Origin of the sequence: Marinobacter alkalisoli (assembly GCF_045449855.1) — a bacterium.
In the GTDB taxonomy this organism is placed as follows: Bacteria; Pseudomonadota; Gammaproteobacteria; order Pseudomonadales; family Oleiphilaceae; genus Marinobacter.
In genome coordinates this window covers 69,643-95,507 of sequence record NZ_JBJJLC010000052.1, presented here as the reverse complement: position 1 = coordinate 95,507, position 25,865 = coordinate 69,643, and the positions used below count along the sequence as shown (strand labels likewise).

Here is a 25,865-nt window from a genome sequence, read left to right as displayed (position 1 = left end):
CGGGCGTGTTTTGGGAAGCTCCGCCCCACCGGTTCGTCCTGCTCCAATGTTTACCTAACCAATCAAAAGCACTGAGAAAAGTCAGCCAGCTCGGACATCTTGCCCGCCGCCAATCCGGACCCCATGGCGTCCAGGGCCATCTCGACACCGGCTGTCGGCGTGTCGGCCAGGCCGGCCACGTAAATGGCTGCGCCTGCGTTCAGGGCGATCAGGTCACGGGCCTTCTCGGCCATTTCGTCGTGCCCGCGCCCGAAAGCGGCCCGGATCAGTTTCAGGGACTCCTCGGAGGAATCCACGGTCAGGCCGACCAGGGACTCGCTCTTGATGCCCAGGTCTTCCGGGGTGAGGTCGTACTCGGTGATCTCGCCGTTCTTCAGTTCCGCCACATGGGTGGGGCTGGCCAGGCTGATTTCGTCCAGGCCGTCTTTGGAGCACACCACCATGATATGTTCGGCGCCCAGGCGATGAAGCACTTCGGCCATGGGGCGACAAAGTTCACGGGTGAACACGCCCACCAGCTGCCGCTTCACGCCTGCCGGGTTGGTCATCGGGCCAAGAATATTGAAGATGGTACGGCAGCCCAACTCCTTGCGGGGGCCGATGGCGTGTTTCATGGCGCCGTGATGGGCCGGTGCAAACATGAAGCCAACGCCGATCTGTTCGACGCAGCGGGCCACTTCCTCGGGTTTCATGTTCAGGTTGATACCGGCTTTTTCGATCAGATCGGCGCTGCCGCTTTTCGAGGACACGCCCCGGTTGCCGTGCTTGGCGACAAAACCGCCGGCAGCGGCCACCACGAAAGACGCGGCGGAGGACACGTTGAACAGATTGGCGCCATCGCCGCCAGTGCCGACAATGTCCACCAGCGGTTCCGCGTTGACCGTGACCCCGGTTGCCAGCTCCCGCATGACTTCCGTGGCGCCGGTAATTTCGTCAATGGTTTCACTCTTCAACCGCAGCCCCATGAGAAAGGCCCCGATCTGCGCATCGGTGGCTTCGCCTTTCATGACGATGCGCATGACGTCCTTCATTTCCTCCCGGGACAAATCCAGGTTGGAGGCAATGCGGTTCAGTGCTTCTTTCATGTCCATTAATGGGCCCCTTGGGTCGATCTGCTGTTTTGTATTCTGCGTTTCAGTTTAGCTTAGCAAGTTCCTGCCGGGTGTAGGACCGGTTGTTGGGCTAGCCCTCTGGCTGGGAGTTTGGTCGATGGCTGCGGCGCCCCCTTCCAAAACACGCTGTGAATACGTCCCTGTACGCTCGGCTCCGCCATCCATGGCTCCGCACGGTTTTGGAAGGGGGCACCCCAGCCATCTCCCTTAGAGTCTGGGTGAGGGCTTGTTCAGTAACCAGTTCCCCTCAATTTCTCTTTGCCGTTCCAGACTTGAGCGGAGAACATATTGGAACAACATGCTGAGAGGGCAGTAATGGGGAGAGCTTACCCCAAACCGTGCGGAGCCATGGATGGCGGAGCCCGAGCCGCACAGGGACGTCTTGAGGCGTGTTTGGGGTAAGCTCTCCCCATTACTGCCCGGAATCAGAACCAGACCCCAAAGGCCACCCAACCAAACTAGCCTCGAAGAAAGTTCCGCAACAACTCATGCCCCTGCTCAGTCATAATAGACTCAGGGTGAAACTGAACCCCCTCAATGGGCAACGTCTTGTGACGAACCCCCATGATTTCTTCCACCGAGCCATCCTCATTGCGGGTCCACGCAGTCACCTCGAGGCAATCCGGCAAGGTGTCCTTGTCGATCACCAGGCTGTGATAGCGGGTTGCCTGCAACGGGTTGCTCAGCCCGCGGAAGACGCCGGTATCCGTGTGGTAGACCGGTGACACCTTGCCGTGCATCACCCGCCCGGCACGGATCACATCGCCGCCATACACCTGTCCGATGGCCTGATGGCCCAGGCAAACGCCCAGGATCGGCAGTTTGCCGGCAAAGTGGCGAATAGCGGCCATGGAAATCCCGGCCTCGTTCGGTGTGCAGGGCCCCGGTGAGATCACCAGGCGCTCCGGTTTCAGGGCCTCGATTTCCTCAACCGTAATCTCATCGTTACGGTACACATGAACGTCCGCACCCAACTCGGCCAGATACTGCACCACGTTGTAGGTGAAGGAATCGTAGTTATCGATCATCAGCAACATAATCTGTTCCTCCGCCTCAGTGGTCGAAATCGTTGTAGGTCATGGCGACAGCGCGGAAGATCGCGCGGCCCTTGTTCATGGTTTCCTTCCACTCAAGGCGGGGCACCGAGTCGGCCACTACGCCGGCCCCGGCCTGGATATGCAGGGTGTTGTCCTTGATCACCGCGGTGCGGATGGCGATGGCGGTGTCCATGTTGCCGTTGAACGACAGGTAACCCACGGCGCCGCCGTAGACCCCCCGCTTCACCGGCTCCAGTTCGTCGATGATTTCCATGGCGCGGATCTTGGGGGCGCCACTGAGGGTGCCGGCGGGCAGGGTGGCGCGCAGGACATCCAGGCAACTGGTGTTTTCTTTCAGGCGACCGGTGACGTTGGAGACAATGTGCATCACGTGGGAATAGCGTTCCACGATCATCTTGTCGGTCAGTTTCACGGTGCCGGTTTCGGACACCCGGCCGGCGTCGTTGCGGCCCAGGTCGATCAGCATCAGGTGCTCGGCGATCTCCTTGGGGTCGGCCAGCAGTTCGGTTTCCATCGCCCGGTCTTCGGCCTCGGTGGCGCCGCGCTTGCGGGTGCCGGCGATGGGGCGCACGGTGACTTCTTCGTCTTCCACCCGTGCCAGGATTTCCGGTGACGAGCCGACGATGTGAAAGTCGTCCAGGTCGAGGAAATACATGTAGGGGGAGGGGTTGAGCACCCGCAGTGAGCGGTACAGGTTCAGCGGCGGCGCTTCGAAGGGAATCGACATGCGCTGGGAGATGACCGTTTGCATGACATCGCCATCGAGCACGTACTCCTTGATCTCGCCCACCGCGGCTTCGAATTTTTCCTGGTTGAAGCCGGAGATGAAATCGCTTTCATCCACGGTCTTGCCGCGCAGGCTGTCCGGCGTTCGGGGGGCATCGGCGGTATGCCGGTGCAGCCGTGACTCCAGGTCATCGATGCGCTGCTGGGCCTGCTCGTAAGCTCCCTTCACGGCGGGATCGGCGTGGACGATCAGGTGCAGTTTTCCGCGCAGGTTGTCGAATACCACGATTTCATCGGACACCATCAGCAGGATGTCGGGAGTGCCGATTTTGTCCGGCGGGCAGCTCTGGCGCAGGCGTTTCTCGATGTAGCGCACGGTGTCGTAGCCGAAGTAACCGACCAGGCCGCCGTTGAAGCGGGGCAGTTCTGGCAGATCCGGCGCATTGAATCTCGCCTGGTACTGTTCGACAAAGGCCAGCGGATCGTCCGCTTCGGTTTCCTCGATCACCTGGTTGTCACGGGTAATGGTGACCTGATGATCGTGAACCTTGAGGACTTCGCGGCAGGGCAGGCCGATGATGGAATACCGGCCCCATTTCTCGCCACCCTGAACAGATTCAAACAGGTAGGAATAGGGACCGCTGGCCAGCTTGAGATAGGTGCTCAGTGGGGTGTCCAGGTCGGCCAGGACTTCGCGGTATACCGGGATGCGGTTAAAGCCGGCTTCGGCGAGCTCGGCGAATTGCTCGGGTGTCATGTAACGGTTTCCTGAAATCTGATCTGCTTGTTAGCTGGCGCTGTCCCCGGTTTGTCCGTTGACAGTCCAGCCGATGGTTGCGGCCATCGTTGGGGCACAACCCAACCGGTCGCTGGCCTGGTTCAGCCAGTGCGCCATCGCCACCATCGTGTTGCGCGGGTTGTGAGGATGCCTCGCGCTGCAGTCAGATTCAGTCCCTGCACGGCAGGAATCTCCCGAAATGAAGTAATCAACGTATTATCCTTGTGAGATTACAAAAGCTCAGCCAGTGAATCAACCACTGTGTCCGCACCCAAGGCGTCCACGGGTAGACCATAATTGTAGCCATAGCGTACCGCTACGCATGGAATGCCTGCCGCGAGGGCGGCGTTAACGTCCGCTGCCGAGTCACCCACCATGACTGTGGTGCCACGGGTTCCGTTGAGGGTCTCCATGGCGTGGAGCAATGGGGCCGGGTCCGGTTTTTTGACCGCCAGGGTGTCGCCGCCGATGGTCAGGTCGAACCAGTGTTCCAGTCCCATCTGTTCCAGTAGCGGTGCCACGAACTGTTCCGGTTTGTTGGTGACCACCGCCATCCGGCAACCCTGTTCGGCCAGTTGCGCCAGGCAGTCTTCCACACCAGGGTAGACCACCGAATGCTGGCCGTTAAGCTGGGTATAGGCATGGGAGAAAATGGCGAGGGCATCGTTGAACAGGGCGTCGTTTTTGCTGTCAACCGGTTCCCAGTCAACGGCATCCGCCAGTGCCCGGCGCACCAGGATTGCCGCGCCGTTGCCGACCCACTGCCGTACCTTGTCGATGCCGGCGGCTGGCCGGCTGAGGTGTTCCAGCATCTGGTCAACGGCGGCTGCCAGATCCGGCGCGCTGTCTACCAGGGTGCCGTCAAGATCGAACAGGGCAACGCCGGGCCAGCGGGCATTGAACAGACCATTCAGGCTCATTGGTTTATGCTCTTTCTGGCCAGCTCCAGCTCGGCGCGCATCTGATCAATGGTCGCCTTGTAATCGTCGGTGTTGAAAATGGCGGAACCGGCGACGAAGGTGTCGGCCCCGGCTTCCGCGATCTCGCGGATATTGTTTACTTTCACACCGCCGTCGATCTCCAGGCGGATGTCATGGTCGCTGGCATCAATGCGCTTGCGGGCTTCCCGCAGTTTGTCGAGGGTGCCGGGGATAAAGCTTTGGCCACCAAAGCCCGGGTTCACCGACATCAGCAGGATCATGTCGAGCTTGTCCATCACGTGATCCAGGTAGTGCAGAGGGGTGGCCGGGTTGAACACCAGGCCGGCCTTGCAGCCACCGTCCCGGATCAGCTGCAGGGAGCGGTCAATGTGAGCAGAGGCTTCCGGGTGGAAGGTGATGTAGCTGGCGCCGGCGTCGATGAACATGCGGATCAGATCGTCCACCGGCGATACCATCAGGTGCACATCGATGGGGGCGGTGACACCATGCTTGCGCAGGGCTTCACAGACCATCGGTCCGATGGTCAGGTTGGGGACGTAGTGATTGTCCATGACATCGAAGTGCACGATGTCCGCTCCGGCTGCGAGAACGGTATCGACTTCTTCCCCCAGGCGTGCAAAATCCGCGGACAGGATCGATGGGGCAATCTGGTAAGGGTTCATGACGGCTCTCTCGATTGGATTGATGTTGGCATGGTCGCTTGGATCCGACAGGGTGCTAGTCTATCAGTTCAGCGATGGTTTTTCGCAGCGAAAGAGTGAGTGCTTGTGAGCAATTGGTACAACGATTGGGTGTTGCCTTTGGTGGGGCTGGTGCTGCCTCTGACGATGACTGGTCCTGTCCTGGCGCAGGATGCAGACAACCAGGCCGGACAAAAGGCCGAGCGGGTGACGGTTTCCACCGGGGGTTCGAAGTCGGTCGCTGCACAGCGCCCGGACGATGTCGTCCGACTGGATCTGGAGGGTGACGAAACCGGGCTGGCGTTGTTCGAGCCGGAACTTCGGACACCGGTTAAGGGGGCGGTGCTGGTGCTGGCGGATGAAGGCCAGTCCGCCGGGACCAACCTGTTGACAGCCCTGGGCGAGCCATTCAGATCGTCCGGCTGGGCAATGATGGCGGTGGGGCTGGAAGCACCGCCGTATGCGGTACAGCAGTTCTGGCGCCATGGCGGTGATCGCTCGGCCGGGGCTGCGGCTGAAAACGCGGAGTCGGTAATGATTGATGTCATGGATGACGGTGATCTGGGAGACCTTGAAACCCGATACAACGACCGGGTCCAGAGCCTGCTAGGCGCCGCATCCACCGATCTACGGCAGCGGGGCTATGACCGGGTGGTGCTGGTTGCGCTGGGGCAGGGTGTGGTTCACATGGCCCGCTTTGCCAGCGGTAATGGCGGCGGCAGCGAGCTGGTCTGGATTGCACCGTGGTTCTATCCCGGTAACGACCAGGCCTTGAGCGAGATGCTGGCAGGGAGGGATGGGCTGTCAGTGCTTCATCTCCACAGCGCGCGGCAGGATTCGAATGCTGCCACGATGCTGCCGTCCGAGCGAGCGGTCCGCCTCAGGGAAGCCGGCATTGGCCGTTATCAGACCCAGGCCGTCGCCATGAGGGCGCCCCCCGGCGTCCGGAATGCCAGGGCCCTGGCCAACCGTATACAGGCCTGGTTAAACGCCGACTGAACGGATTGGCGCGCTACTGGACGTGATGGTGCCTGATCAGCTCCCACGCCTGCTGGTAGCGCAGCAGCCGGTCTTTTGCCAGGGCCTGCTCGGTGGCATTCAGGGTTTGCTGGGCGAGCTTGTCCGGGTGGCATTCCGACACTTTCTTGCGGTAGGCGCGCTTGATGCCCTCCAGCGGTTCGCGACGGGTTACCCCCAGCAACTGGCAGGCCTGTTCATAACTGGTGGGTGGGGGCTGGCTTTCCGGCTGGGTAATCCAGACCTTACAGGCGTAGCTCTCGAGGATGTCATCACTGATTTTTACCGGCAACCCGAGCTGGTCAATGGCGTCCTCGCAGCGATAGCGTCGTGGCTTCCGGGGCTTACCCTGAAGCTGGGCGGCATGGCACAGGCAGATGGCGATCCGGAGTGCCGGTGATGGCCACAGATAGTGCACCAGTCGCAGCCTCAGCGCCCGGAGGGCTGGCAGCTCACTGGCATTCTTGCCCTCCTGGAACCAGTTGATGGCCTTGCGCCGCTGACGTCGGGACAATTTCAGCGCTTTCATCAGGGATTCGGCGAAGCCGATATCGGCTTCGGTGACCCGGCCTTCGGACCTGGCAATGTAGCCCAGGAAGAAGAACAGGCTGCGCCGGCACCAGCCCGGCAGGCTGGTACGCGTGATCAGCTCGTTGGCCTGGTGGCCGCAGGAGGACAGCTCTTTCAGAAGTTCGGAAAATTCTGCATCGAGACGGGCCGGGAGCATATTGTCACGATCATTCGCTGCCATGGTTTACCCCTGGCCCACGTGAAGCAGGTTGTCCAGTTGGCGCAAACGGTCGGGTGTGCCGATGTCCATCCAGTCGCCGTCGTGGTACACACCCCGGGCCCGATTCTTTGCCATCGCCGCCCGCAGGATCGGGGCCAGCTTCCGCGCCCCGGCGGGCATCCCGTCGAACAGGCGCCGGTGGAGCAGGCTGATCCCGGAGAAAGTCAGCTTGCTGTCGCCCTCGGAGCTGACGCGACCATCGTCGCCCAGGTGAAAATCGCCGTCCGGATTGTGGCCGGGGTTCCCGGTGAGCACCAGCAGGGCATCGGCGTCTTCCGGCGGTGTCAGGCTGCTCAGGTCAAAGTCGCACCAGATATCCCCGTTGATCACCAGAAACCAGTCATCACCGCCGGCCACCAGCATGGGCAGGGCCTGGACGATGCCGCCGGCGGTTTCCAGGGGCGAGGCCTCACGTGAGTATTCAATGCGCACACCAAACCGGTCGCCGTCTCCCAGGGCATGCTCGATCTGCTCGCCGAGCCAGGCGTGGTTGATCACCACATGGGAAAAGCCCGCACGCCGAAGGTTATCCAGGTGATGAACGATCAGAGGCTTCCCGCCGGCTTCCAGCAAGGGTTTGGGGGTGGTGAGCGTCAACGGCCGCATGCGTTCACCTTTACCTGCTGCCAGGATCATCGCCTTCACTGTGGTGCCTTTTGTGCGGTAGCCGTGGGTGCCGGGCCAATCACCTGTTCGATCCGTGGCATCACGGTGTCCGACAGCCATTCGTGGAAATGTCTCAGGGCGCCCTGCCTGGCGCTGGCTTCAATGATGTAATGGACGGTGCGGGGAATGTCGTCCAGGTAGCCATCCTTGCCGTCGCGCAGGGACAGGCGCGCGAAGATGCCCGCGGCTTTCAGGTGCCGCTGCATGCCCATCAGTTCAAACCACTGGCGGAAGGTGTCCGGGTCAGCCTTGTGCAGCCCCGCATCCGCGCTTAATTGCCGGTATTGTTCCACCCAGCGGACAATATCCGCCTCCGGCCAGCGGATATAGCAATCCTTGAGCAGGGATACCAGGTCATAGGTCACCGGGCCGCGCACGGCATCCTGGAAATCGATGACCCCGGGGCGATCGGTGTCGGGGCGAACCAGCAGATTGCGGGAATGGTAATCCCGGTGCACTGTGACTTCCGGTTGCGCCAGGGCGGATTCCCGCAGAAAGGCAAAGGCGGTGTCCAGCATGGCCTGTTCGACATTGGAGAGTTTGAATCCGAGTTTCCGGGTCAGCAGCCAGTCGGGAAACAGTGCCATCTCGCGGTCGAGCAGGGCGGTGTCATAGGGTGGAAGGGGATAATCCGGCGTTTCGGTGAGCTGCTGGATGCGCTGGAGTTCCGTCAGCGCGTCCTGGTAAAGGTGGTCCGCCGTGTCGCGGGTCAGTTCGCCCAACATGAGCTGGTCGCCGAAATCTTCCAGCAGCAGGAAGCCTTGTTCCAGGTCGTCTTTTACCACATCGGGAACCGATACGCCGTGAGCGTACCAGTGGCGGGCGATGGCCACGAACGGACGGCAGTCCTCATGATCCGGCGGCGCGTCCATGACAATATAGGGGCGCTGTCCGGTGGCCGTGTTGCCGAATACCCGGAAATAACGGCGGAAACTGGCGTCTCCGGAAACCGCGATCGGGTCGGCCTGCTCCAGGCCGGGAATCTGTCGGACCCACTGGGTCAGCATTTTCAGGCGGGTATCCATGAAGCTGGCAACTGTCCTGGCAAGGTGAATGTTACGTATGGCCAGGGAGTTATTCAGATGCTCCCTGATTAGAGCTGAAAGTTAGCAGATCAGTATAGAGAGGGTAAAACGGTTTTGCAGCAAAGTCGGGTTTCCGTTAACAAGGCGGGGAGCCCCGTGTAAACTAGGCGCCCTGAAATCCCTGAACCTTCAAGCCATTTGTGAAGCCCACGGCCTTCAAACCATTTGAAAGGAACCCGACCACCGTGCCAGTACCAGCCAGGAATCTGCGAACACCGGCCCAGCGGTCGAGGCACCCCAGGGGAAGGCAGCTTGCGTATGGAGCGGGTCTCGCATTCATGGCGGTAGCCTGGTCGGGGGCCGTGCTGGGGGACGATGCACCCACCGCAGCTGAAATCGACTGGCGCCCAAGGTCCGGGTTGCCGGAGTCGGTGCGCAATACCCTGCCCGCCTTTTGTGAAGGTGGTTACCTGCCCTCGGAAGCCTCAATGACGGTACCCGGCGGTGGCAGTACGTTCGGAACCGCGCCGGATTCGGAACAGCCCCTGCATGCCAGCGGCCTCTCCGCCCGCTATGAACTGGATTCCGAATTATACCTTCAGGGCGATGTGCGGATGCGCCAGGGGCGGTTTTCGGTGACCGGCTCCGAAGCCCGTTATGATCAGGTGAACGGTAATGTGTCCGTGGCCGGGCCTCTGGTCAGTCGCGGGGAGGCGTTCCTGCTGACCGGTGAACAGGCGGATTACGATGTAAACACCGGACACTTTGATATCAATGCCGCCACGTTCCTGCTTCACGGCGCGGAGATGCGCGGGTCGGCGGGCTCCCTGTCGCGCATCGCCGAGGATCAGGTGTTGATCAGTGAGGGCGCGCTGACCACATGCGCACCCAACCAGAACGACTGGTCCATCGTTGCCTCGGATATTCACCTGGACCAGGGGGAAGGTTTCGGTACTGCCAAACACGTGCGGTTGCGGATCAAGGACGTGCCGGTTTTCTACTGGCCCTACGCCAGCTTTCCCATTGATGATCGCCGCAAGACCGGTTTTCTGTATCCCTCGTTCGGTACGTCCAATGCCGGCAGCGGCGCCTATCTCTCGGTTCCCTATTACCTGAACCTGGCGCCCCACTACGACGCCACCCTGACGCCGCAGTATATTCATGGCCGGGGCCTGTTTAACGAAGTGGAAGGCCGTTACCTGAGCCCCTGGGGCGAATCGGTCTTGCAACTGGGATACATCAATAACGACCTTGAGTACCAGAATGAATTTCCCGATGAGGATGGCGAGCGCTGGGCTCTGGATTTTACCACCCGTGCCGGGCTCGGCGGTGGCTGGAATGCCTACGGCGATTATTCGGTGGTCAGTGACGAGGATTACCTGAGCGACCTGAACCAGAACCTGGAAATCAACCAGACCACACACCTCCAGCGCCGTGGCGGCGCTCGCTATCAGGATGACTCCCAGTATTTCGAGATCTACGCCAACGGCTACCAGACGGTCACCGATCGCATTGCCGAACGCAACAAACCCTATGCCCAGTTGCCGGAAGTGATCTACGGCATGACCACGGATCTTGGGCCGGTGGAAACCAACCTGGAAAGCCAGTACACCTATTTTTACCGGGACAACGCTGAGTTGACTGGTCTGGATCGGGCCAATGGTCAGCGGCTGCGGGCGATACCGGAAGTGGCTCTGCCGCTGCGGACGCTCTGGGGTTTTACCCGTCCGTCGGTCAGCCTGGATTACACTCGCTATGAGCTGGAAGACTATGAACTGAACCGTGCCGGCTTTGATCGCACGGTGCCGGTCTTCGAGTGGGACTCGGGGCTGTATTTTGATCGCCAGTCCAGCCTGTTCGATATCCCTTATAACCAGACGCTGGAGCCCCGCCTGTATTATGCATGGGCCGACGCCGATGCTGACCAGGACGAGATTCCCGATTTCGATAGCGCGCTCCGCTCGTTCAGCTTTGACCAGCTGTTCCGGCGTAACCGCTTCACCGGCGGCGACCGGGTTGGCGACGCGAACCAGTTGACGGTAGCCCTGACCAGTCGTTTCAATGATCTGGTCACCGGCGCCGAGCGGGCCCGTTTCAGTATCGGGCAGGTGCATTATTACGATGACCGGGACGTGACATTGCTGGGGCGCGGCGCGGACGACCGCAGCGACTCACCATTGGCAGGGGAGGTGCTTCTTCGCCCGCTGGAGACGCTGGATATCCGCAGTTCCGGTCTGTGGGATCCGGACACCCAGCAGACCGAGGAAGGGCGTAGCCAGCTTATCTTCCATTCGGAGGATTACCGTTACCTGGCGACACTTGGCCACACCTACAGCAGAAACGAACTGGAACAGTCGGATATCGGGGCAGTTTTTCCTGTCACAGACCGTGTTAGTCTGATTGGCCGCTGGGTATACGACTCCCAGCTGGATCGCACCGTCGGTTCACTGGCGGGCATTGAATATAATAATTGTTGCTGGAGCGTTCAGGTGGTCCACCAGAACTACCTGACCGACGATGAGGAGCTGGAAAGCCGCATGCTGTTCCAGATCCAGCTCAAGGGGCTGGGTGGCAGTGGCGGTTCTTCCGATCGGATCTCCGAAGCCATCTACGGATTTGATGAGCGGGAACGCCGTCGCTTTGGCGGCACGGCCACAAGGTACGACTGAATCAACGTGTAGCGGGCGTTCCGCAGAAAGACTGTTCATTTATCAGAGGTGATTATGAAGGCGAACCTTCGCCATTGCGCAAAAACATTGTTGATCCTCCTGGCGGTGATGGTGACCTCGGTCGCACAGGCTGAACGTCAGCCGCTGGATCGGGTTGTGGCCATTGTGGACGATAGTGTGATCCTGCAGAGCGAGCTGGATAACCGTATTGATACCATCGCGGGGAGACTGCAGGCCCAGGGAACCGGATTGCCACCAAGGGACATCCTTGAGCAACGGGTGCTGGATCAGCTGATCACCGAGTCGATCCAGCTGCAGATGGCGGAACGTGGCGGCATGCGGATCAGTGACAACGAACTGAACGAAACCATGACCGGCATTGCCCGGCGCAACAACATGACCATGACCCAGTTCGAGCAGCAACTGGCGGCGGAAGGCGTCAGCTACCGCGAGGCCCGTGAGCAGATCCGCAACGAGATGCTGGCCAGCCGCGTGCAGCAACGCCAGGTCGGCAACCGCGTGCGTGTGACCGATCGCGAGGTGCAGAACTATCTGCAGTCACTCTCCTCCCGTGAACCGAGCAATGAGGAGTATCAACTGGCCTACATCTACGTTGAAGTGGATAACCCGAACGACGAGTCGGCCGTTGCTGCCGCCCGGGAAAAGGCCGAACGGCTGCGTTCAGAGATTGTCGGCGGTCGTGATTTCCGGGAAGTTGCGGTGGCCGAATCCGACGCCGCCAATGCCCTGGAGGGTGGTGACATGGGCTGGCGCAGAAGGAGTCAGCTGCCATCGCTGTTGGAATCCGTCGTACCGGAACTGGAAACCGGCGTGCCGTCTCAGGTAATGGGCAACAACAACGGCTTTCACCTGGTGATGGTCCGAGATCGACGCGGTGGCGAAGGTGACCAGGTGATCGAGCAATCCCGGGTGCGTCATATACTGATCAGAACCAGCGAGACGGTCGCGGAAGCCCAGGCGGAAAGCGCCATTCGTGACCTGTACCGGCAGATCCGTGACGGCGCCGATTTTGCGGTACTGGCCAGAGAGCATTCGGATGACCCGGTGTCCGGTTCCGATGGCGGCAACCTGGGCTGGGTCAGCCCTGGTCAGATGGTACCCGAGTTTGAGCAAGCCATGATGGATGCGAATGTCGGTGAACTGAAAGGCCCGTTCCGGTCTCAGTTCGGCTGGCATATCCTGGAAGTGCAGGAGCGGCGCCAGAAGGACATCAGCGGCGAAGTCCGTGAGTCGGAAGCCCGTCAGTCGATATACCGTCGCAAGTTCGACACCGAGCTGCAGAACTGGCTGCGGGAGATTCGCGACGAGGCTTTCGTTGAGTTCAAGGATGAGTACGCTGACGAGAACGAGGCATCCGAGGAGTCATGAGCGACCCGGTCACCCTTGCCCTGACTGCCGGTGAGCCGGCGGGTATCGGCCCGGAACTGTGCCTGCAACTGGCCGCGGAAACCCGTCAGCCGGGCATTGTTGTGGTGGCGAGCCGCGCGCTGTTAGAGGCAAGGGCGCAACAACTGGGCCTGGATGTGATTCTGGAACCGTGGCAGCCTGGTGAAGCTGCCACCAGGGAGCCGGGGCGCCTCTCGGTGTACCACGTCGAGGGGTTGGCCAGTACAGACGCCGGCACACTGAACACCGGCAATAGCCAGTATGTGCTCGACACCTTGAGACTCGCGGCCCAGGGCTGCCTGGACGGACGCTTCGATGGCATGGTCACTGCGCCGGTCCATAAGGGTGTGATCAATGACGCCGGTATCGTTTTCAGCGGCCATACCGAGTTCCTGCAGGAACTCTGTGGCGTTGAGCGGGTGGTGATGATGCTGGCCACCGAAGAGCTCAGGGTGGCGCTGGTCACCACCCATCTGCCCCTGAAAGACGTCGCCGCGGCGATTACCCCGGAACGCCTGACCCAGGTGACCCGGATCCTCAATGACGACCTGCGCACCTTCTTCGGTATCGAGCATCCGCGCATCCTGGTTGCCGGCCTCAACCCCCACGCGGGGGAGGGCGGTCACCTGGGGCGGGAAGAACTGGAGGTGATCGAGCCGACGCTGGACAACCTCCGTACCAAGGGCATCAATCTGACCGGCCCGTTGCCGGCGGATACCCTGTTCACCCCTCACTGGTTGGACAATGCCGATGCGGTCCTGGCCATGTACCACGACCAGGGGTTGCCGGTACTGAAATTCCAGGGCTTTGGCCGAGCGGTTAACATTACCCTGGGGCTGCCGATCGTCCGCACCTCGGTTGACCATGGCACTGCCCTGGATCTGGCTGGTACCGGCAAAGCGGATGCAGGCAGCCTGCAGACCGCCATCAAGGTCGGTGAACAGATGGCGATTTATCGAAAGTTGGCAAAAGAGAGCTAGCGTGAGCAACAAACCCGGCCATCAGGCCAGAAAACGGTTCGGTCAGAATTTCCTCCACGATCCGGGCGTGATCGAGCGCATTATCCGCGCCATCCATCCCAAGGCCGATGATGCCATCGTGGAAATCGGCCCCGGTCTGGGTGCTATTACCGAGGAAATTCTGGCAGTGAACCCGGCGCTGCAGGTGGTGGAGCTTGACCGTGATCTGATCCCGGTTCTGCGGACCAAATTTTTCAATTACCCGGATTTCCGGATTCACGAAGCGGATGCCCTGAAATTCGATTTCAGCCAACTGGTCAGTGACAGGCCGCTGCGGATTATCGGCAACCTGCCGTACAACATCTCAACGCCGCTGATTTTTCACCTGCTCAGTTACTCCGGTGTGGTCCAGGACATGCACTTCATGCTGCAGAAAGAAGTGGTGCAGCGAATGGCCGCCGTGCCGGGTGATAACAACTACGGTCGTCTGGGTATCATGACCCAGTATTTCTGCAAGGTGCAGCCGCTGTTTGAAGTCGGCGCCGGAGCATTCCGGCCGGCACCGAAGGTGGATTCCGCCATTGTCCGCATGGTGCCGCACACCACGTTGCCGCATCCGGCCAAAGACCTCGGTACGTTGCAGGCCGTGGTCCGGACCGCGTTCAATGCCCGCCGCAAGACCTTGCGCAAGGCCTTGGCGGGACTGGTCACGGTGGAGCAGCTGCAGAGCCTGGGCATCAATGACGGACTGCGGCCGGAGAACCTGGGGCTGGCGGATTACGTGGCGATTGCAGATAGGTTGGTGGACGGTAAAGCCGACAGCCAGGCGCAGAACGGGGAGAGTGATGACTGACTACGCCATCGGCGATATCCAGGGCTGTTACGATCGTCTGCGGGATGTGCTGGACAAGGTCGATTTTTCGCCGTCCCGGGACCGGCTCTGGGTGGCCGGAGACCTGATCAATCGGGGGCCGGCGTCACTGGAAACCTTGCGGTTCCTCGAGAACCTTGGCGATGCTGCGGTGGTGGCTCTGGGTAACCACGACCTGCACCTGCTGGCCGTGGCCCTGGGTGGCCACCAGCCCCGCAAGAAAGACACCCTGGATGGTATTCTGGATGCTCCGGATCAGGCCCGGCTGGTGAACTGGTTGCGACAGCAGAAGCTCTGTATCCACGATGCTGCCCGCAACCTGGTCATGGCTCACGCTGGCCTGCCGCACATCTGGACGCCGGAACAGGCTGCAGCGCATGCGCGGGAAGTGGAAGCGGTGATTGCCGGTGACGGCGCGCAGGAGTACTTCACCCATATGTACGGCAACCAGCCCGAGCGCTGGGACGACAGCCTGATCGGCATGGACCGGTGGCGGGTGATTACCAATTATTTTACGCGTATGCGCTTTATTGCAGCGGACGGCACCCTGGAACTGACCACCAAGGAGTCGGCGGACAGCGCTCCGGACGGGTTTGCCCCCTGGTTCGAGTTTCCCCGCCAGGACAGCGTCAAAGTGATCTTTGGCCACTGGGCGGCCCTTGAAGGCAGAACCGGCAAGGAACAGTTTATCGGCCTGGACACCGGGTGCGTCTGGGGCGGAGCCCTGACCATCATGAACCTCGATAGCGGGGAAAAAATTCACTGTGACTGCTAGCAGAACCGACATCATGCGGCTGCCACTGGTGCTCGGTGCCTTGCTGGCGCTGCTGGCGGTCATGGCCGGCGCCTTTGGCGCCCACGGCCTGAGGGCAATAGTTAGCCCTCGGGGCCTTGAAGTTTTCCAGACTGCCGTCACTTATCAGGTATACCATTCATTAACATTGATACTCGTGGCCGTGTTAACCGGGATAGGAATTCACCGCCGCCTGTTGGCGGTTGCCTCGGGATTTTTTCTGGCGGGTATCCTGCTGTTCAGCGGCAGTCTCTATGTACTGGTGCTGACGGATATCCGCTGGGTCGGGCCGATCACGCCCATCGGTGGTGTCTGTTTCATGGTGGGTTGGGTTTTGTTATTGATCGCCGGATTGCGGCGCTAGAGACTTTACAGAGGTAAGCATGCAGGTTCAGGTAAACGGCGATGGTATTGAGCTCCCGCCCCAGGCAACCATTGCGGATCTGATTGAACACATGGCCCTGGCGGGCAAACGACTGGCGGTGGAAGTCAACGAAGACATCGTGCCCCGCAGCCAGCATCCGGAATTCCACCTGAACGACGGTGACCGGATCGAAGTAGTCCATGCCATCGGTGGGGGTTGAGTAATGCCGCATTGACGCGGCCCATCCTGCCGATGACATCCCCGATAATCCCTACAGCCCCAGGAAGGTTATGAGCGAACAACCAACAACACAGCTCCCAGAAGACAAACCCCTTGAACTCGCAGGCCGGGTCTATCAGTCACGCCTGCTGGTCGGGACCGGTAAATATCGTGACCTGATGGAAACCGGCCATGCCATCGAAGCCAGCGGTGCGGAAATCGTCACCGTGGCGGTACGCCGGACCAACCTGGGGCAAAATCCCGATGAGCCCAACCTGCTCGACGTGATTTCCCCGGACACCTACACCATCCTGCCGAACACTGCCGGCTGCTACACCGCGAAGGATGCTGTGCGCACCTGCAAACTGGCCCGCGAACTGCTGGACGGTCACGATCTGGTGAAACTGGAAGTGCTGGGCGAGGAGAAAACCCTGTACCCGAACATGACCGAAACCCTGGTGGCTGCCGAAGAGCTGATCAAGGATGGCTTCAAGGTCATGGTCTATTGCTCCGACGATCCGCTGCTGGCCAAGCGCCTGGAAGACATGGGCTGTATTGCCATCATGCCGCTGGGCGCGCCTATCGGGTCGGGCCTGGGTATCCAGAACCGGTACAACATCCGCCTGATTGTGGAAAACGCCAATGTCCCGGTGCTGGTGGATGCCGGTGTCGGCACCGCCTCGGACGCTACGCTTGCCATGGAGCTGGGCTGTGACGGCGTATTGATGAACACCGCCATCGCCCAGGCCCAGGATCCGATCAAGATGGCCCACGCCATGCGCCTCGGTGTGGAAGCAGGCCGCGAAGCCTATCTGGCGGGCCGCATGCCCAAGAAACTCTACGCCAGTGCGTCCTCGCCCATCGATGGCACGTTCTTCTGATTTAGTGAACAATCCGGTACAAGACTGAATAACCCAGAGGGCCGGCGCCAATGACCGGCCCCGAAAATAACCCAGTTACAGAGCGCTGAAGTCCTGTCATGACCGATCAAAAACCCAGTCGTCGGGAGGCGATCCTGCATGCGTTGGTGGAGCTGCTGGAAACCGATCCCGGAGCTCGCATCACCACCGCCGGCCTGGCCAAATCCGTAGGTGTTACCGAGGCGGCGCTGTACCGCCATTTCCCCAGCAAGCGCAAGATGTTCGAGGCGTTGATCGACTTCGCCGACGAAGCGGTCTTCAGCCGTTGCCAGGTTATCCTGCAGGAGCACGAGGACGCCCGCGCCCGCCTGCAACAGCTGGCCAACCTGGTGCTGGTGTTCGCCGAGCGCAATCCCGGCCTGTGCTGCGTGCTGACCGGCGATGCCCTGATGGGCGAAAACGAGACCCTGCGCAAGCGCGCATCCCAGTTCTTCGACCGCCTGGAAACCCAGGTACGTCAGATCCTCAAGGAAGGCGAGATCCGCCAGGGTCTGCGTCCCCGGACCAGCGCCAATCGCGGCGCGGACTTTGTGCTGGTGTTCGTCGAAGGCCGCATTCAGCGGTTTGTGCGGTCGTCGTTTTCGCGGTTGCCCTCGACCGACTTCGACGAGAGTTGGGGACTGGTTTCTGAGGGTGTCTGGGGCTGACTTTTGAGGTGCCTTTGGTAGCCTGCTAGCTTTGGGGGCGTGGCGGTGGCGGGAAGGACTTCCCCGGAACCGCTACGAGCACATCCATGTGCGCTTCTCTCAGGCCATCCATGGCCTTCGAAATTCCGGGGAAGTCCTTCCCGCCACCGCCGTCACGGCTCCTTAGCTATCGCTACAATAATCCAAAGATATTGCTAGCTTGACGTCAGAAACTGTTCGCTCACACCTCACGAAATTGTTGGTAAATTCGATATATCTCGTGGATTCCGTAGGTCTGGGTGGGCCTCCCCTTCATAGAATCTTGGAGGCCATGGATGGCCGGAACGAAGCGCACATGGATGTGCTTGTAGCGGTTCTGTGAAGGGGAGGCCCACCCAGACCTGCCACCATCACTGGCAGGCTACCCGATAAACCTCGGAGCCCCAGTCATACATTCAGTCATACCCGGAGGCAGAGCGCAGGATCTGGCGAACAGGCTCCCAGATCGCCGGAGCGGAGATCAGGATATCGCGGCCGTAGAGGTCGGCGGGGTAGCCATCGGGAACGTCGCCGAAGTGGCCAGCGGTGGCACCGGCTTCCAGGGCGATGAGGCGGGCGGCGGCGAAGTCCCAGGGGCTGACGTTTTCGTAGTAGATGTCCAGGCGGCCGCAGGCGACCCAGCAGATGTCGAGGGCAGCTGAGCCGATGCGGCGCAGGTCGCGGCAATTGTGGATCATTGCATCGAGGCGTTTAACCAGTGGTTCCAGGTTGTCCTTGGTGTAGGGGAAGCCGGTGGCGAACAGGGAATCCCTGGGAACCGTGGCGCCGCTGTGTTTGATTGGTTCGCCATTGAGGGTTGCGCCTTCGCCCCGGGTAGCACGGAAAGTTTCGTTGGGGAAGGGCGCGTGAACCACGCCGGCCTGGACGCGGCCTTTCTCGGCGTAGGCAATGGATACCGCGACCTGGGGGTGGCCGTAGGCGTAGTTTACCGTGCCGTCGATTGGGTCGATGATCCACAGCGGGGTTTCCAGTTCCTCCGCCTGGCTCAGGTCCGGCATGGTCTCCTCGGAGAGAATGCGGTGGTCCGGGAAGCGTTCGCGGATGGCTGTGGTGATGAACTCATCGGCCATCACGTCGGCGTGGGTGACCAGCTCGGTTTGCTGCTTGTAGTCAGTGCGCAGGGTGTTGGTATCGCGCTCGTGGCGAATCAGCTCGCCGGCTTCCAGGGCAAGTGCCTGGGCAAAATCGGTGATGTCTCGAAAAGACACGGAATCGGACATGGCGCCCCCTTGGCTGGACGTGGAGAGAGAGGGCGCCAGTCTAACACGATCGGCTTACAGGCTGTTCAGCCACTTCTCCATCTTGTCCATGGCCAGTACCAGCCGCGGGCATGCCTGTTGGACGAAATCATCGTCCAGATTCTGCCCGGCGTAATCGCTGCCGGCCAGTTTCAGGGAGCCGGCGCCGTCGAAATCCACAAACGCCAGTCGCGCGGCCAGATGATCCGGCACAAAACCGAAATCACTGGCGGGCAGAATCGCCACGCCGGTGTTTTCCAGCAGTGCCTGGCAGAAGGACTGGCTGGTCTTGATGTCCTTGCTGGCCAGTACGTCGCGGAAATTGTTGAAATCCGGGAACAGGTAAAAGGCCCCTTCCGGCTTCTGGACCACCGCGCCCATGTCGGTCAGGCGGCGGTGCATGTATTCACCCACCACCTTCAGCACCCGTCGCGACTGCTTGAGGTATTCGTCCATATCGTCGCCGCCGTTGAAGGCGGCAATGGCGGCGTACTGGATCGGGGCGCTGGTGGCGGTGTAGGTTTCGCTGGCGATGATGGCCATGGCGTCCTGCAGGGGGCGCAGCTCCGGCGGGAAGATAAACGTCCCCAGGCGCCAGCCGCCAGCGCCGGCCCATTTGCTCAGGCCGGTACTGATAATCGTGCCCTCCGGGTAATAGCGGGCAATGGATTTGTGCTTGCCTTCAAAATGCACTTCACCATAGATCTCATCCGACAGCAGGATCAGGTTGTACTTGCGCGCTACGTTGGCGATGGCCAGCAACTGGTCGTCGGTGTAGGTGCAGCCGGTGGGGTTGGACGGGTAGTTCAGGATCAGGATGCGCGGACGTGAGGGGTCGTCGCGGCAGATGATATCCAGTTCCTCGGCGGTCAGCTGCCAGTTGTTCTCCGCGTGGGTTGGCAGCCAGTGTACCGAACGGCCGATGATGCGCGCCTGGGGTGCGTAGGACACCCAGCTCGGGCGCGGAATCAGCAGGTCACCGTAGTAGGCCAGCTGCAGGATAAACAGCAGTTCCTTGGAGCCCGGCCCGATCAGCACATCTTCCCAGGTGCAGCGCATGCGCTCGCTCCGGTTGATGTAGCCGGCAATGGACTCCCGCAGGGCTTTCAGGCCCTTGACCGGCAGATAGTCCTTTTCATGGGCGTGATCCTGCAACGCTTTCACCACACGGTCCGGTACCGGAAACGGTGATTGGCCGAGACCCAGCTTGATGATGTCCCGGCCTTCGGAACGGAGCTGGTTGCTCAGCTCATTAATGCGAAGCGTGGCGGAAGGCTGAATGCCCCGAACGTTGAGGTTAATCGCGTAGCGGTGATCTGTCTTGATGTCCATGGTCCCGGTCTGCTGGTTGAGGGTGATTCTGGCAGTATAGGAAACCTGAGCAAATCTGTGATGTGTTGGATGATAGGTGATTGCCGCAGACTTCAGTCGGCGCTTTCCTGCCTGAGTTCGGACAACGCCTGGTTGAAGCGGTCCCTGAGCTGTTCGCCCTCGGGGTTTTGCCGTGAAAACGCCGCACGGAACGCTCGCTCCTTGCCAATCGTTCCCGGAACCGCCTCAATGGTTTTCAGCTCTGTCTGGGTGTCCTGATGTTCCTCCAGAAGGAAGTTGCACACTGACTGTTCGCAGATAAACAGGTCAATCCGGTCAAACGCGAGCATCCGCAGTCCTGTGAGGTCCGGCCTCTCCTGACTGATCCTGACGGCTTCCACGTTTGCGGTATCCAGCCAGGCCATGAATTCGGGCGCGTAGCTGTAAGACGACGACAACCCCACTCTCAGGCCTTCCAGGTCATCAAAAGTCTGCCATTCTAACTCCATGTCCGAACGCTTGAAGAAGACGTCCCGGGCGGTGTTGATGGGGGCAGTGAAATAGTAGTGGCGCTCGCGTTGATCCGAGCGGGTCAGGGTGAATAACAGATCCGACTTGCCGCTTCTGACCCTCGCTTCCGCCCTGATCCAGGGGAGTACGACAAACGACGGTTCCATTCCCATACGGTCAACAACGTTCTGGATGGTTTCCACGTCTTCGCCGACCAGCATCCCGTCTTCAAGGTATTCGAACGGGGGATACTGGGAGGTGGCAATGTTGAGACTGGGCCTCTCTGCAAGCAACGGGCTTGAGAGCATCAGAAAGAGTATTCCGGACGTCAATTGCAACAGCATCGGGGGTGTGGGGTCTCAAGTCGTGTGAGTGTCTTACCGGCGGTTGCAGTATAGCCATCCTGCCCGTTTTCTGCACGGCATGGTGCAGCCAGGCGTCATAAATCAGTTAAGTCGGTGTGGTTCCAGCTCCATATGCAGGATGCGCGGGCCAAGCATGATGATGCGGCCCACGTACCTTTCCTCTCCGGTAGAGGTGAAATCGAACAGAAAACGCCGCCACACGCGAAGGCGCCCGGCCTCATCACGCTTGAACCACAGCCCTCGCAAGTAGACGGCGTCGTCCAGCAGCATCACATCCATTTTCTTGCAATAGTTCCTGGCTGCCTGCAGGACGAAGTCTTTGATCGCCTTGGCCCGCCACCAGTACCAGATGGCGAACCCCGCGACAAACAGCCAGAACAGCGTGCCCAGGGTCATTGGGCGGGGGCCGATGCCTTTTCACTGTCCCCGTTACCGTATTCTTCGGCAGCGGAACCGTGATGGTCACGGGCCAGCAGGATGTAGAATGCCGGCAACACGAAAATGGTGAACAGTGTGCCGATGCCGAGACCGGCGCTGATGGTCAGGCCGATGGCAAAGCGGCTTTCTGCACCCGGGCCGATAGCGATCAGCAGCGGCACCATGGCAAAGATCAGTGCCAGCGACGTCATGATGATGGGCCGCAACCGGATGGCTGCCGCTTCGATCACCGCTTCGCGCTTGTTCAGTCCCTTGTCGACCTGCAGGGCGTTGGCGAACTCCACAATCAGGATGCCGTTCTTGGACACCACGCCGATCAGGGTGATCAGGCCCACCTGGGTGTAGATATTCATGGTGGCGAATCCGAGCACAATGAACGCCATCGCGCCCGCCACGGACATGGGCACCGAGACCAGGATGATGATCGGATCGCGCCAGCTTTCGAACTGGGCGGCGAGCACCAGGTAAATCACCAGCAGTGACAGGAAGAAGGTGACCATCAAGGCGCTGCCCTGATTGGCAAATTGTCGGGATTCGCCAGTGTAGTCAGAGGTGAAGCCCTGGGGGAATATCTCGTCCGCGGTGGATTCCATGAACGCCATGGCATCCCCCATGGTCACCCCGGGCATCACCACGCCCTGCAGTGTCAGCGAGTTCAGCTGGTTGAACTGGGTACGCTGGGACGGTTCCACTTTGTCCTCAAAGCTGATGACGCTGCTGAGTGGGATCAGCTCACCGTTATCAGCGCGGATGTAGTAGTCGTTGAGAGCGTCCGGACTCAGGCGGAAATCCCGCTCAACCTGCGGAATGACCTGGTAGGAGCGGCCTTCCATATTGAAGCGGTTGATGTAGCCGCCACCGAGCATGCTCGACATGGCTTGCCCCACATCCTGCATGGACAGACCCAGATCGGCGACCCGGTCACGGTCGACCTTGATCTGGGTCACCGGACGATCGAAGTCAATGGATTTCTGCAGGAACATGAAGTTGCCACTGGCCATGGCCTTGCCAAGCATTTCATCGGCAACGTCGTTCAGGCGGTTGTAGTCTTCCCCGGTGGTGATCACGAACTGAAACGGCAGGCCGCCACCGGAACCTGGCAGCGATGCCGGTGGGAATACCGCCGTCTGCAACCCGGTGATTTGCTTGAGCGCACCGTCCAGCTGAGGCTGTACTTCGAACATGCTCAGATCACGATTTTCCCAGGTTTCCATCTTGAAGCCGCCGAATACGGCATTGGGAGCCGTAATCCCCAGAATCATGAAGTCCTCGCTGTAGCCGGGAACCTGTTCCATGCGTTCCAGCGCTTCTTCGCCGTGCTCCTCAAGGTAGTCCAGGGTCGCAGTCTGGGGCGCAAGGCCCTGATAGAACAGGATGCCCTGGTCCTCGGTGGGGGCCAGTTCGCTCTGGCTCATCATCACCATGAAGTAAATGGAGGCCAGTACCACAAGGGCAAAGAAGATCACCACGGACTTGGTTGCCATCAGCGAGCTCAGTGCCGCTTTATAGCTGTTGGCGAGCCCGTTGAACGAGTGCTCCACCAGTTTTTCAAAGCGTCCGGGATTGCCATGGGGTTTGAGAATTTTTCCGGACAACATCGGTGACAGTGTCAGCGCGACGACGCCGGAAATCACCACAGTGCCCGCCAGAGTGAAGGCAAACTCGGTAAACAGCGAGCCGACCAGCCCGCCCATAAACCCAATGGGGGCATAGACGGCCACCAGGGTGGTGGTCATGGCGATGATGGGCACGGCCATTTCCCGGGCGCCGTGGATGGCGGCGTCAAACCGGGATTCCCCCTGTTCGATGTGACGATGCACGTTCTCCACCATGATAATGGCGTCGTCCACCACCAGGCCGATGGCAAGTACCATCGACAGCAGTGTCAGCAGGTTCAGGGAAAAACCCATCATCAGCATGACGAAGGCGCCGCCGACCAGGGACAGAGGCACGGCAACGGAAGGCACAATTGCTGCACGGACGGAACCCAGACACAGGAAGACCACGACCAGTACGATGAGTAGTGCTTCCACCAGAGTCTGGATGACTTCGTTGATGGAGCTCTCGATAAAGTCTGACGCGTCGTAGGCCAGTCGAACGTCCAGGCCTGATGGCAGCTGGCTTTCAATATCCGGCAACTGGTCTTTCACCAGCTTGGCAACCGTCAGCGGGTTGGCCCCGGGAGACAGTTCAATGGCGACATAGGTGGCGGGCTGGCCCTTGTACAGCGCCAATTGATCGTAAGATTCCGATCCCAGTTCAACCCTGGCGATATCCTTGAGCCGAATCAGGGAGCCATTGGATTCCTTGATCACCAGCTCGCGGAACTGGTCCAGGCTTCCCACGTCGGTATCGCTGGTCATGCTGATCTTGGTGTACTTGCCCTCGGTGTTACCCACGGCAGCCTGGTAGTTATTCTGTAACAGGACCTGGACCACTTCCTGGGGTGTCATGTCGACGGCGGACAGTCGCTCCGGGTCTAGCCAGGCGCGCAAGGCAAACTTGCGCCCCAGCAAGTTGGCCTTGCCGACGCCGGCCAGCGCCTGGAGCTTGGGCTGGACAACCCGAGTCAGGTAGTCGGTAATCTGTGGGACGCCCAGTTCATCGCCGTAGAACGCAATGTACATGAGGGCCGTTGAGTCCCCGGTGGTGGAGGAAATGACCGGGTCCTGGGCGTCTGCCGGCAATACGTTGCGCTGGCTCGCCACCTTGGCCTGGATTTCCGACAGCGCCGCGTTGGCATCGTAGTTCAGCACCATCTTGGCTTCGATGGTGGAAACGCCCTGGGAGCTGGTGGAGGTCAGGTAGTCGATCCCGCTGGCTTCGGCGATGGCCTGTTGCAACGGGGTGGTGATAAAGCCCTTGACCAGGTCCGAACTGGCGCCCGGATAGGCGGTGGTCACGGTAACGGTCGTGCTTTCCAGTTGGGGATACTGGCGAACTTCCATTTCCATGGCGGCCCGGGTGCCGAGCAGCAGGATCAGCAGGCTGACCACCGTCGCCAGGACGGGGCGCTGAATGAATATGTCGGTAAAACGCATTAGTCAGACGCCTCCGCCAGCTGGTCATTGCTTCCCTGCACTTCCACCCGCTGTCCGGCGCGGAGTCTCAGCAGGCCCTTGGCGACGACTTCCTCGCCCTCTTTCAGGCCATCCTCTACGGCAACACGGCCGTCGCGGACTTCGCCAGTCTGGACGGTCCGGCGGTTGACGATCAGTTCACCCTCGTCGTTCTCTTCCACTACGAAGACAAAATCGCCGTAGGTGTTGTAGGAAATCGCAGTCCGGGGAACGGTGACCACGTCGCGATCCTGCGGCTGTTTGGTCAGGATGGTGGTAAACATGCCGGGCCGCAGGGCATTTTCAGGATTCGCCAGCGTGGCACGAATGCGCACGGTCCGGGTTTCCGGATTGACCGAGGTGTTGATGGCGCTGACCTGTCCGTCGAAAGTTTGGCCCGGAATCGCGGCAACCGTAGCAGTAACGTCATAACCGGTTGCGATTCTCGGAAGGTCCTTCTCGGACAGCGTGTAATCCACATAGATGGGATTCAGCATGTTGATTTCGACAATCGGCGTGCCGGTGGGGATGTATTCGCCCTGGTCCACCATGCGAAGGCCGAGGGTGCCATCGAAGGGGGCGCGAATCACTTTCTTGTTCAGTTGGGCTTCCGCTTCGTTGACCCGGGCACGGGCAGCATCGACGTTGGCTTTGGCTTCATCGAACTGGGATTGTGACACTGCGCGTTTCGGAAGCAGGTCGGATATCCGCTTGAACTCCTGTTCCGCCAGTTGCGCCTCGGCACGACGGGTCCGCAGTGCGGCCTCGTCGATGGCGGCGTCCAGGCGGATCAGGATATCGCCCTTGCTGACGGTGTCGCCGGACTCAAAGCCGATGGTTTCAATTACCCCTGGCACTTCGTTGGCCACCTCAATGCCATTGATGGCCTCGACGCTGCCCACGGCCTTGACGGCGGGTGTCCACTGCCCGCTCTGTGCCTTGGTAGTGGAAATCTGGGCAGGTGGTTGTGGCTGCGATGATTGCTCTTTAAGCTGACCAAACTGGTAAAACTTGTAGCCGAAAATGCCACCAAGCACTACGCCAAGGAAGATAATGACGATCAGGAAACGGGAAGCCGTGCGCATAATTCAGGTCCTGGGTATCAGTGTCCATTTGGAAATCGCCAAATGTGGCCGGTCAGGCTCGTCGACGATTGTCCCTGTTTATCTTTAATGGGGAGAGTATGTAACTGATTCTTAACAGCGATTAATAGAATAGCATCCTATACAAAAACAGGGTGTTTTGTCACCGGTTGAATGCCAG

24 protein-coding genes are annotated in these 25,865 nt (G+C 60.2%); 10 read left to right on the top strand and 14 right to left on the bottom strand.

Annotation, left to right across the window (positions count from 1 at the left end):
- Window positions 1-62 precede the first annotated feature (62 nt).
- From trpD to rpe, 5 genes are all read right to left on the bottom strand, one after another.
- Window positions 63-1,091 (bottom strand): anthranilate phosphoribosyltransferase, encoded by a 1,029-nt coding sequence (gene trpD, locus ACJO5Y_RS18695; protein ID WP_406989358.1) that lies wholly within the window; start codon window positions 1,089-1,091, stop codon window positions 63-65.
- Between the two features lie 479 nt (window positions 1,092-1,570).
- Complete coding sequence (locus ACJO5Y_RS18690; RefSeq protein ID WP_406989357.1) at window positions 1,571-2,149, bottom strand: aminodeoxychorismate/anthranilate synthase component II; 579 nt, start codon at window positions 2,147-2,149, stop codon at window positions 1,571-1,573.
- Between the two features lie 16 nt (window positions 2,150-2,165).
- The gene (trpE, locus tag ACJO5Y_RS18685) at window positions 2,166-3,653 is read right to left on the bottom strand and encodes an anthranilate synthase component I (protein WP_406989356.1); all 1,488 of its coding nucleotides are present in this window, start codon (window positions 3,651-3,653) and stop codon (window positions 2,166-2,168) included.
- A gap of 251 nt (window positions 3,654-3,904) precedes the next feature.
- Window positions 3,905-4,594, bottom strand: a complete 690-nt coding sequence (locus ACJO5Y_RS18680) for a phosphoglycolate phosphatase (RefSeq protein ID WP_406989354.1) — start codon at window positions 4,592-4,594, stop codon at window positions 3,905-3,907.
- Window positions 4,591-5,277 carry a ribulose-phosphate 3-epimerase gene (gene rpe / locus ACJO5Y_RS18675; protein WP_406989352.1) on the bottom strand — a complete coding sequence of 229 codons (687 nt, stop codon included), beginning with the start codon at window positions 5,275-5,277 and terminating at the stop codon, window positions 4,591-4,593. Before rpe ends, ACJO5Y_RS18680 begins: the two co-directional genes overlap by 4 nt.
- A gap of 105 nt (window positions 5,278-5,382) precedes the next feature.
- Between rpe and ACJO5Y_RS18670 the strand changes: the two genes are divergently transcribed.
- Window positions 5,383-6,294: a DUF3530 family protein gene (locus ACJO5Y_RS18670; protein WP_406989350.1), complete on the top strand. Its 912-nt coding sequence runs from the start codon at window positions 5,383-5,385 to the stop codon at window positions 6,292-6,294.
- A gap of 13 nt (window positions 6,295-6,307) precedes the next feature.
- On the opposite strand, the gene ACJO5Y_RS18665 is transcribed toward ACJO5Y_RS18670, so the two are convergent.
- The 3 genes from ACJO5Y_RS18665 to ACJO5Y_RS18655 are packed head-to-tail and all read right to left on the bottom strand — an operon-like array spanning window position 6,308 to window position 8,793.
- On the bottom strand, window positions 6,308-7,063 hold the full coding sequence (locus ACJO5Y_RS18665) for a co-chaperone DjlA (protein ID WP_406989349.1): 756 nt from the start codon (window positions 7,061-7,063) through the stop codon (window positions 6,308-6,310).
- A 3-nt stretch (window positions 7,064-7,066) separates the two neighbouring features.
- A complete protein-coding gene (murU, locus tag ACJO5Y_RS18660) occupies window positions 7,067-7,747 on the bottom strand; it encodes an N-acetylmuramate alpha-1-phosphate uridylyltransferase MurU (protein ID WP_406989347.1) in 681 nt (226 codons plus the stop codon).
- Window positions 7,744-8,793, bottom strand: coding sequence for an aminoglycoside phosphotransferase family protein (locus ACJO5Y_RS18655; RefSeq protein WP_406989346.1), 1,050 nt, complete (start codon window positions 8,791-8,793; stop codon window positions 7,744-7,746). The genes murU and ACJO5Y_RS18655 overlap by 4 nt, the downstream gene beginning before the upstream one ends.
- A gap of 338 nt (window positions 8,794-9,131) precedes the next feature.
- Between ACJO5Y_RS18655 and ACJO5Y_RS18650 the strand changes: the two genes are divergently transcribed.
- The 9 genes from ACJO5Y_RS18650 to slmA all read left to right on the top strand — a co-directional run bounded on the left by ACJO5Y_RS18650 (window position 9,132) and on the right by slmA (window position 17,642).
- A complete protein-coding gene (locus tag ACJO5Y_RS18650; protein ID WP_406989344.1) occupies window positions 9,132-11,462 on the top strand; it encodes an LPS-assembly protein LptD in 2,331 nt (776 codons plus the stop codon).
- Between the two features lie 54 nt (window positions 11,463-11,516).
- Window positions 11,517-12,851: a peptidylprolyl isomerase gene (locus ACJO5Y_RS18645; RefSeq protein ID WP_406989343.1), complete on the top strand. Its 1,335-nt coding sequence runs from the start codon at window positions 11,517-11,519 to the stop codon at window positions 12,849-12,851.
- The gene (gene pdxA, locus ACJO5Y_RS18640) at window positions 12,848-13,849 is read left to right on the top strand and encodes a 4-hydroxythreonine-4-phosphate dehydrogenase PdxA (RefSeq protein WP_406989342.1); all 1,002 of its coding nucleotides are present in this window, start codon (window positions 12,848-12,850) and stop codon (window positions 13,847-13,849) included. The genes ACJO5Y_RS18645 and pdxA overlap by 4 nt, the downstream gene beginning before the upstream one ends.
- A gap of 1 nt (window position 13,850) precedes the next feature.
- Window positions 13,851-14,681 carry a 16S rRNA (adenine(1518)-N(6)/adenine(1519)-N(6))-dimethyltransferase RsmA gene (gene rsmA, locus ACJO5Y_RS18635; RefSeq protein ID WP_406989340.1) on the top strand — a complete coding sequence of 277 codons (831 nt, stop codon included), beginning with the start codon at window positions 13,851-13,853 and terminating at the stop codon, window positions 14,679-14,681.
- Window positions 14,674-15,474 (top strand): symmetrical bis(5'-nucleosyl)-tetraphosphatase, encoded by an 801-nt coding sequence (locus tag ACJO5Y_RS18630; protein WP_406989339.1) that lies wholly within the window; start codon window positions 14,674-14,676, stop codon window positions 15,472-15,474. Before rsmA ends, ACJO5Y_RS18630 begins: the two co-directional genes overlap by 8 nt.
- A 13-nt stretch (window positions 15,475-15,487) precedes the next feature.
- Entirely contained in the window at window positions 15,488-15,856 is a 369-nt protein-coding gene (locus ACJO5Y_RS18625) for a DUF423 domain-containing protein (protein ID WP_406989359.1), read from the top strand.
- A 19-nt stretch (window positions 15,857-15,875) separates the two neighbouring features.
- Window positions 15,876-16,076 carry a sulfur carrier protein ThiS gene (thiS, locus tag ACJO5Y_RS18620; RefSeq protein ID WP_406989337.1) on the top strand — a complete coding sequence of 67 codons (201 nt, stop codon included), beginning with the start codon at window positions 15,876-15,878 and terminating at the stop codon, window positions 16,074-16,076.
- Window positions 16,077-16,146: 70 nt separating this feature from the next.
- Complete coding sequence (locus ACJO5Y_RS18615; protein WP_406989335.1) at window positions 16,147-16,956, top strand: thiazole synthase; 810 nt, start codon at window positions 16,147-16,149, stop codon at window positions 16,954-16,956.
- Window positions 16,957-17,054: 98 nt separating this feature from the next.
- On the top strand, window positions 17,055-17,642 hold the full coding sequence (gene slmA / locus ACJO5Y_RS18610) for a nucleoid occlusion factor SlmA (RefSeq protein WP_406989334.1): 588 nt from the start codon (window positions 17,055-17,057) through the stop codon (window positions 17,640-17,642).
- Between the two features lie 434 nt (window positions 17,643-18,076).
- On the opposite strand, the gene ACJO5Y_RS18605 is transcribed toward slmA, so the two are convergent.
- The 6 genes from ACJO5Y_RS18605 to ACJO5Y_RS18580 all read right to left on the bottom strand — a co-directional run bounded on the left by ACJO5Y_RS18605 (window position 18,077) and on the right by ACJO5Y_RS18580 (window position 25,687).
- Window positions 18,077-18,901, bottom strand: coding sequence for an inositol monophosphatase family protein (locus tag ACJO5Y_RS18605; protein WP_406989333.1), 825 nt, complete (start codon window positions 18,899-18,901; stop codon window positions 18,077-18,079).
- A 54-nt stretch (window positions 18,902-18,955) separates the two neighbouring features.
- Window positions 18,956-20,251, bottom strand: a complete 1,296-nt coding sequence (locus ACJO5Y_RS18600; protein WP_406989331.1) for a pyridoxal phosphate-dependent aminotransferase — start codon at window positions 20,249-20,251, stop codon at window positions 18,956-18,958.
- A 92-nt stretch (window positions 20,252-20,343) separates the two neighbouring features.
- Entirely contained in the window at window positions 20,344-21,048 is a 705-nt protein-coding gene (locus tag ACJO5Y_RS18595; protein ID WP_406989329.1) for a substrate-binding periplasmic protein, read from the bottom strand.
- Between the two features lie 138 nt (window positions 21,049-21,186).
- Window positions 21,187-21,501 carry a DUF3301 domain-containing protein gene (locus tag ACJO5Y_RS18590; RefSeq protein WP_406989327.1) on the bottom strand — a complete coding sequence of 105 codons (315 nt, stop codon included), beginning with the start codon at window positions 21,499-21,501 and terminating at the stop codon, window positions 21,187-21,189.
- Entirely contained in the window at window positions 21,498-24,584 is a 3,087-nt protein-coding gene (locus ACJO5Y_RS18585; RefSeq protein WP_406989325.1) for an efflux RND transporter permease subunit, read from the bottom strand. Before ACJO5Y_RS18585 ends, ACJO5Y_RS18590 begins: the two co-directional genes overlap by 4 nt.
- Entirely contained in the window at window positions 24,584-25,687 is a 1,104-nt protein-coding gene (locus ACJO5Y_RS18580; RefSeq protein WP_406989323.1) for an efflux RND transporter periplasmic adaptor subunit, read from the bottom strand. The genes ACJO5Y_RS18585 and ACJO5Y_RS18580 overlap by 1 nt, the downstream gene beginning before the upstream one ends.
- Between the last annotated feature and the right edge of the window lie 178 nt (window positions 25,688-25,865).

What these genes read in the sequence shown, in the direction of transcription:
- ACJO5Y_RS18615 (WP_406989335.1), top strand. Translation starts at nt 16,147, where the DNA reads ATGAGCGAACAACCAACAACACAGCTCCCAGAAGACAAACCCCTTGAA.
- ACJO5Y_RS18665 (WP_406989349.1), bottom strand. Translation starts at nt 7,063, where the DNA reads ATGGCAGCGAATGATCGTGACAATATGCTCCCGGCCCGTCTCGATGCA.
- ACJO5Y_RS18595 (WP_406989329.1), bottom strand. Translation starts at nt 21,048, where the DNA reads ATGCTCTCAAGCCCGTTGCTTGCAGAGAGGCCCAGTCTCAACATTGCC.
- pdxA (WP_406989342.1), top strand. Translation starts at nt 12,848, where the DNA reads ATGAGCGACCCGGTCACCCTTGCCCTGACTGCCGGTGAGCCGGCGGGT.
- ACJO5Y_RS18645 (WP_406989343.1), top strand. Translation starts at nt 11,517, where the DNA reads ATGAAGGCGAACCTTCGCCATTGCGCAAAAACATTGTTGATCCTCCTG.
- trpD (WP_406989358.1), bottom strand. Translation starts at nt 1,091, where the DNA reads ATGGACATGAAAGAAGCACTGAACCGCATTGCCTCCAACCTGGATTTG.
- ACJO5Y_RS18680 (WP_406989354.1), bottom strand. Translation starts at nt 4,594, where the DNA reads ATGAGCCTGAATGGTCTGTTCAATGCCCGCTGGCCCGGCGTTGCCCTG.
- thiS (WP_406989337.1), top strand. Translation starts at nt 15,876, where the DNA reads ATGCAGGTTCAGGTAAACGGCGATGGTATTGAGCTCCCGCCCCAGGCA.
- ACJO5Y_RS18630 (WP_406989339.1), top strand. Translation starts at nt 14,674, where the DNA reads ATGACTGACTACGCCATCGGCGATATCCAGGGCTGTTACGATCGTCTG.
- ACJO5Y_RS18585 (WP_406989325.1), bottom strand. Translation starts at nt 24,584, where the DNA reads ATGCGTTTTACCGACATATTCATTCAGCGCCCCGTCCTGGCGACGGTG.
- ACJO5Y_RS18690 (WP_406989357.1), bottom strand. Translation starts at nt 2,149, where the DNA reads ATGTTGCTGATGATCGATAACTACGATTCCTTCACCTACAACGTGGTG.
- ACJO5Y_RS18605 (WP_406989333.1), bottom strand. Translation starts at nt 18,901, where the DNA reads ATGTCCGATTCCGTGTCTTTTCGAGACATCACCGATTTTGCCCAGGCA.
- trpE (WP_406989356.1), bottom strand. Translation starts at nt 3,653, where the DNA reads ATGACACCCGAGCAATTCGCCGAGCTCGCCGAAGCCGGCTTTAACCGC.
- ACJO5Y_RS18590 (WP_406989327.1), bottom strand. Translation starts at nt 21,501, where the DNA reads ATGACCCTGGGCACGCTGTTCTGGCTGTTTGTCGCGGGGTTCGCCATC.
- ACJO5Y_RS18600 (WP_406989331.1), bottom strand. Translation starts at nt 20,251, where the DNA reads ATGGACATCAAGACAGATCACCGCTACGCGATTAACCTCAACGTTCGG.
- ACJO5Y_RS18650 (WP_406989344.1), top strand. Translation starts at nt 9,132, where the DNA reads ATGGCGGTAGCCTGGTCGGGGGCCGTGCTGGGGGACGATGCACCCACC.
- ACJO5Y_RS18625 (WP_406989359.1), top strand. Translation starts at nt 15,488, where the DNA reads ATGCGGCTGCCACTGGTGCTCGGTGCCTTGCTGGCGCTGCTGGCGGTC.
- ACJO5Y_RS18580 (WP_406989323.1), bottom strand. Translation starts at nt 25,687, where the DNA reads ATGCGCACGGCTTCCCGTTTCCTGATCGTCATTATCTTCCTTGGCGTA.
- rpe (WP_406989352.1), bottom strand. Translation starts at nt 5,277, where the DNA reads ATGAACCCTTACCAGATTGCCCCATCGATCCTGTCCGCGGATTTTGCA.
- slmA (WP_406989334.1), top strand. Translation starts at nt 17,055, where the DNA reads ATGACCGATCAAAAACCCAGTCGTCGGGAGGCGATCCTGCATGCGTTG.
- ACJO5Y_RS18655 (WP_406989346.1), bottom strand. Translation starts at nt 8,793, where the DNA reads ATGGATACCCGCCTGAAAATGCTGACCCAGTGGGTCCGACAGATTCCC.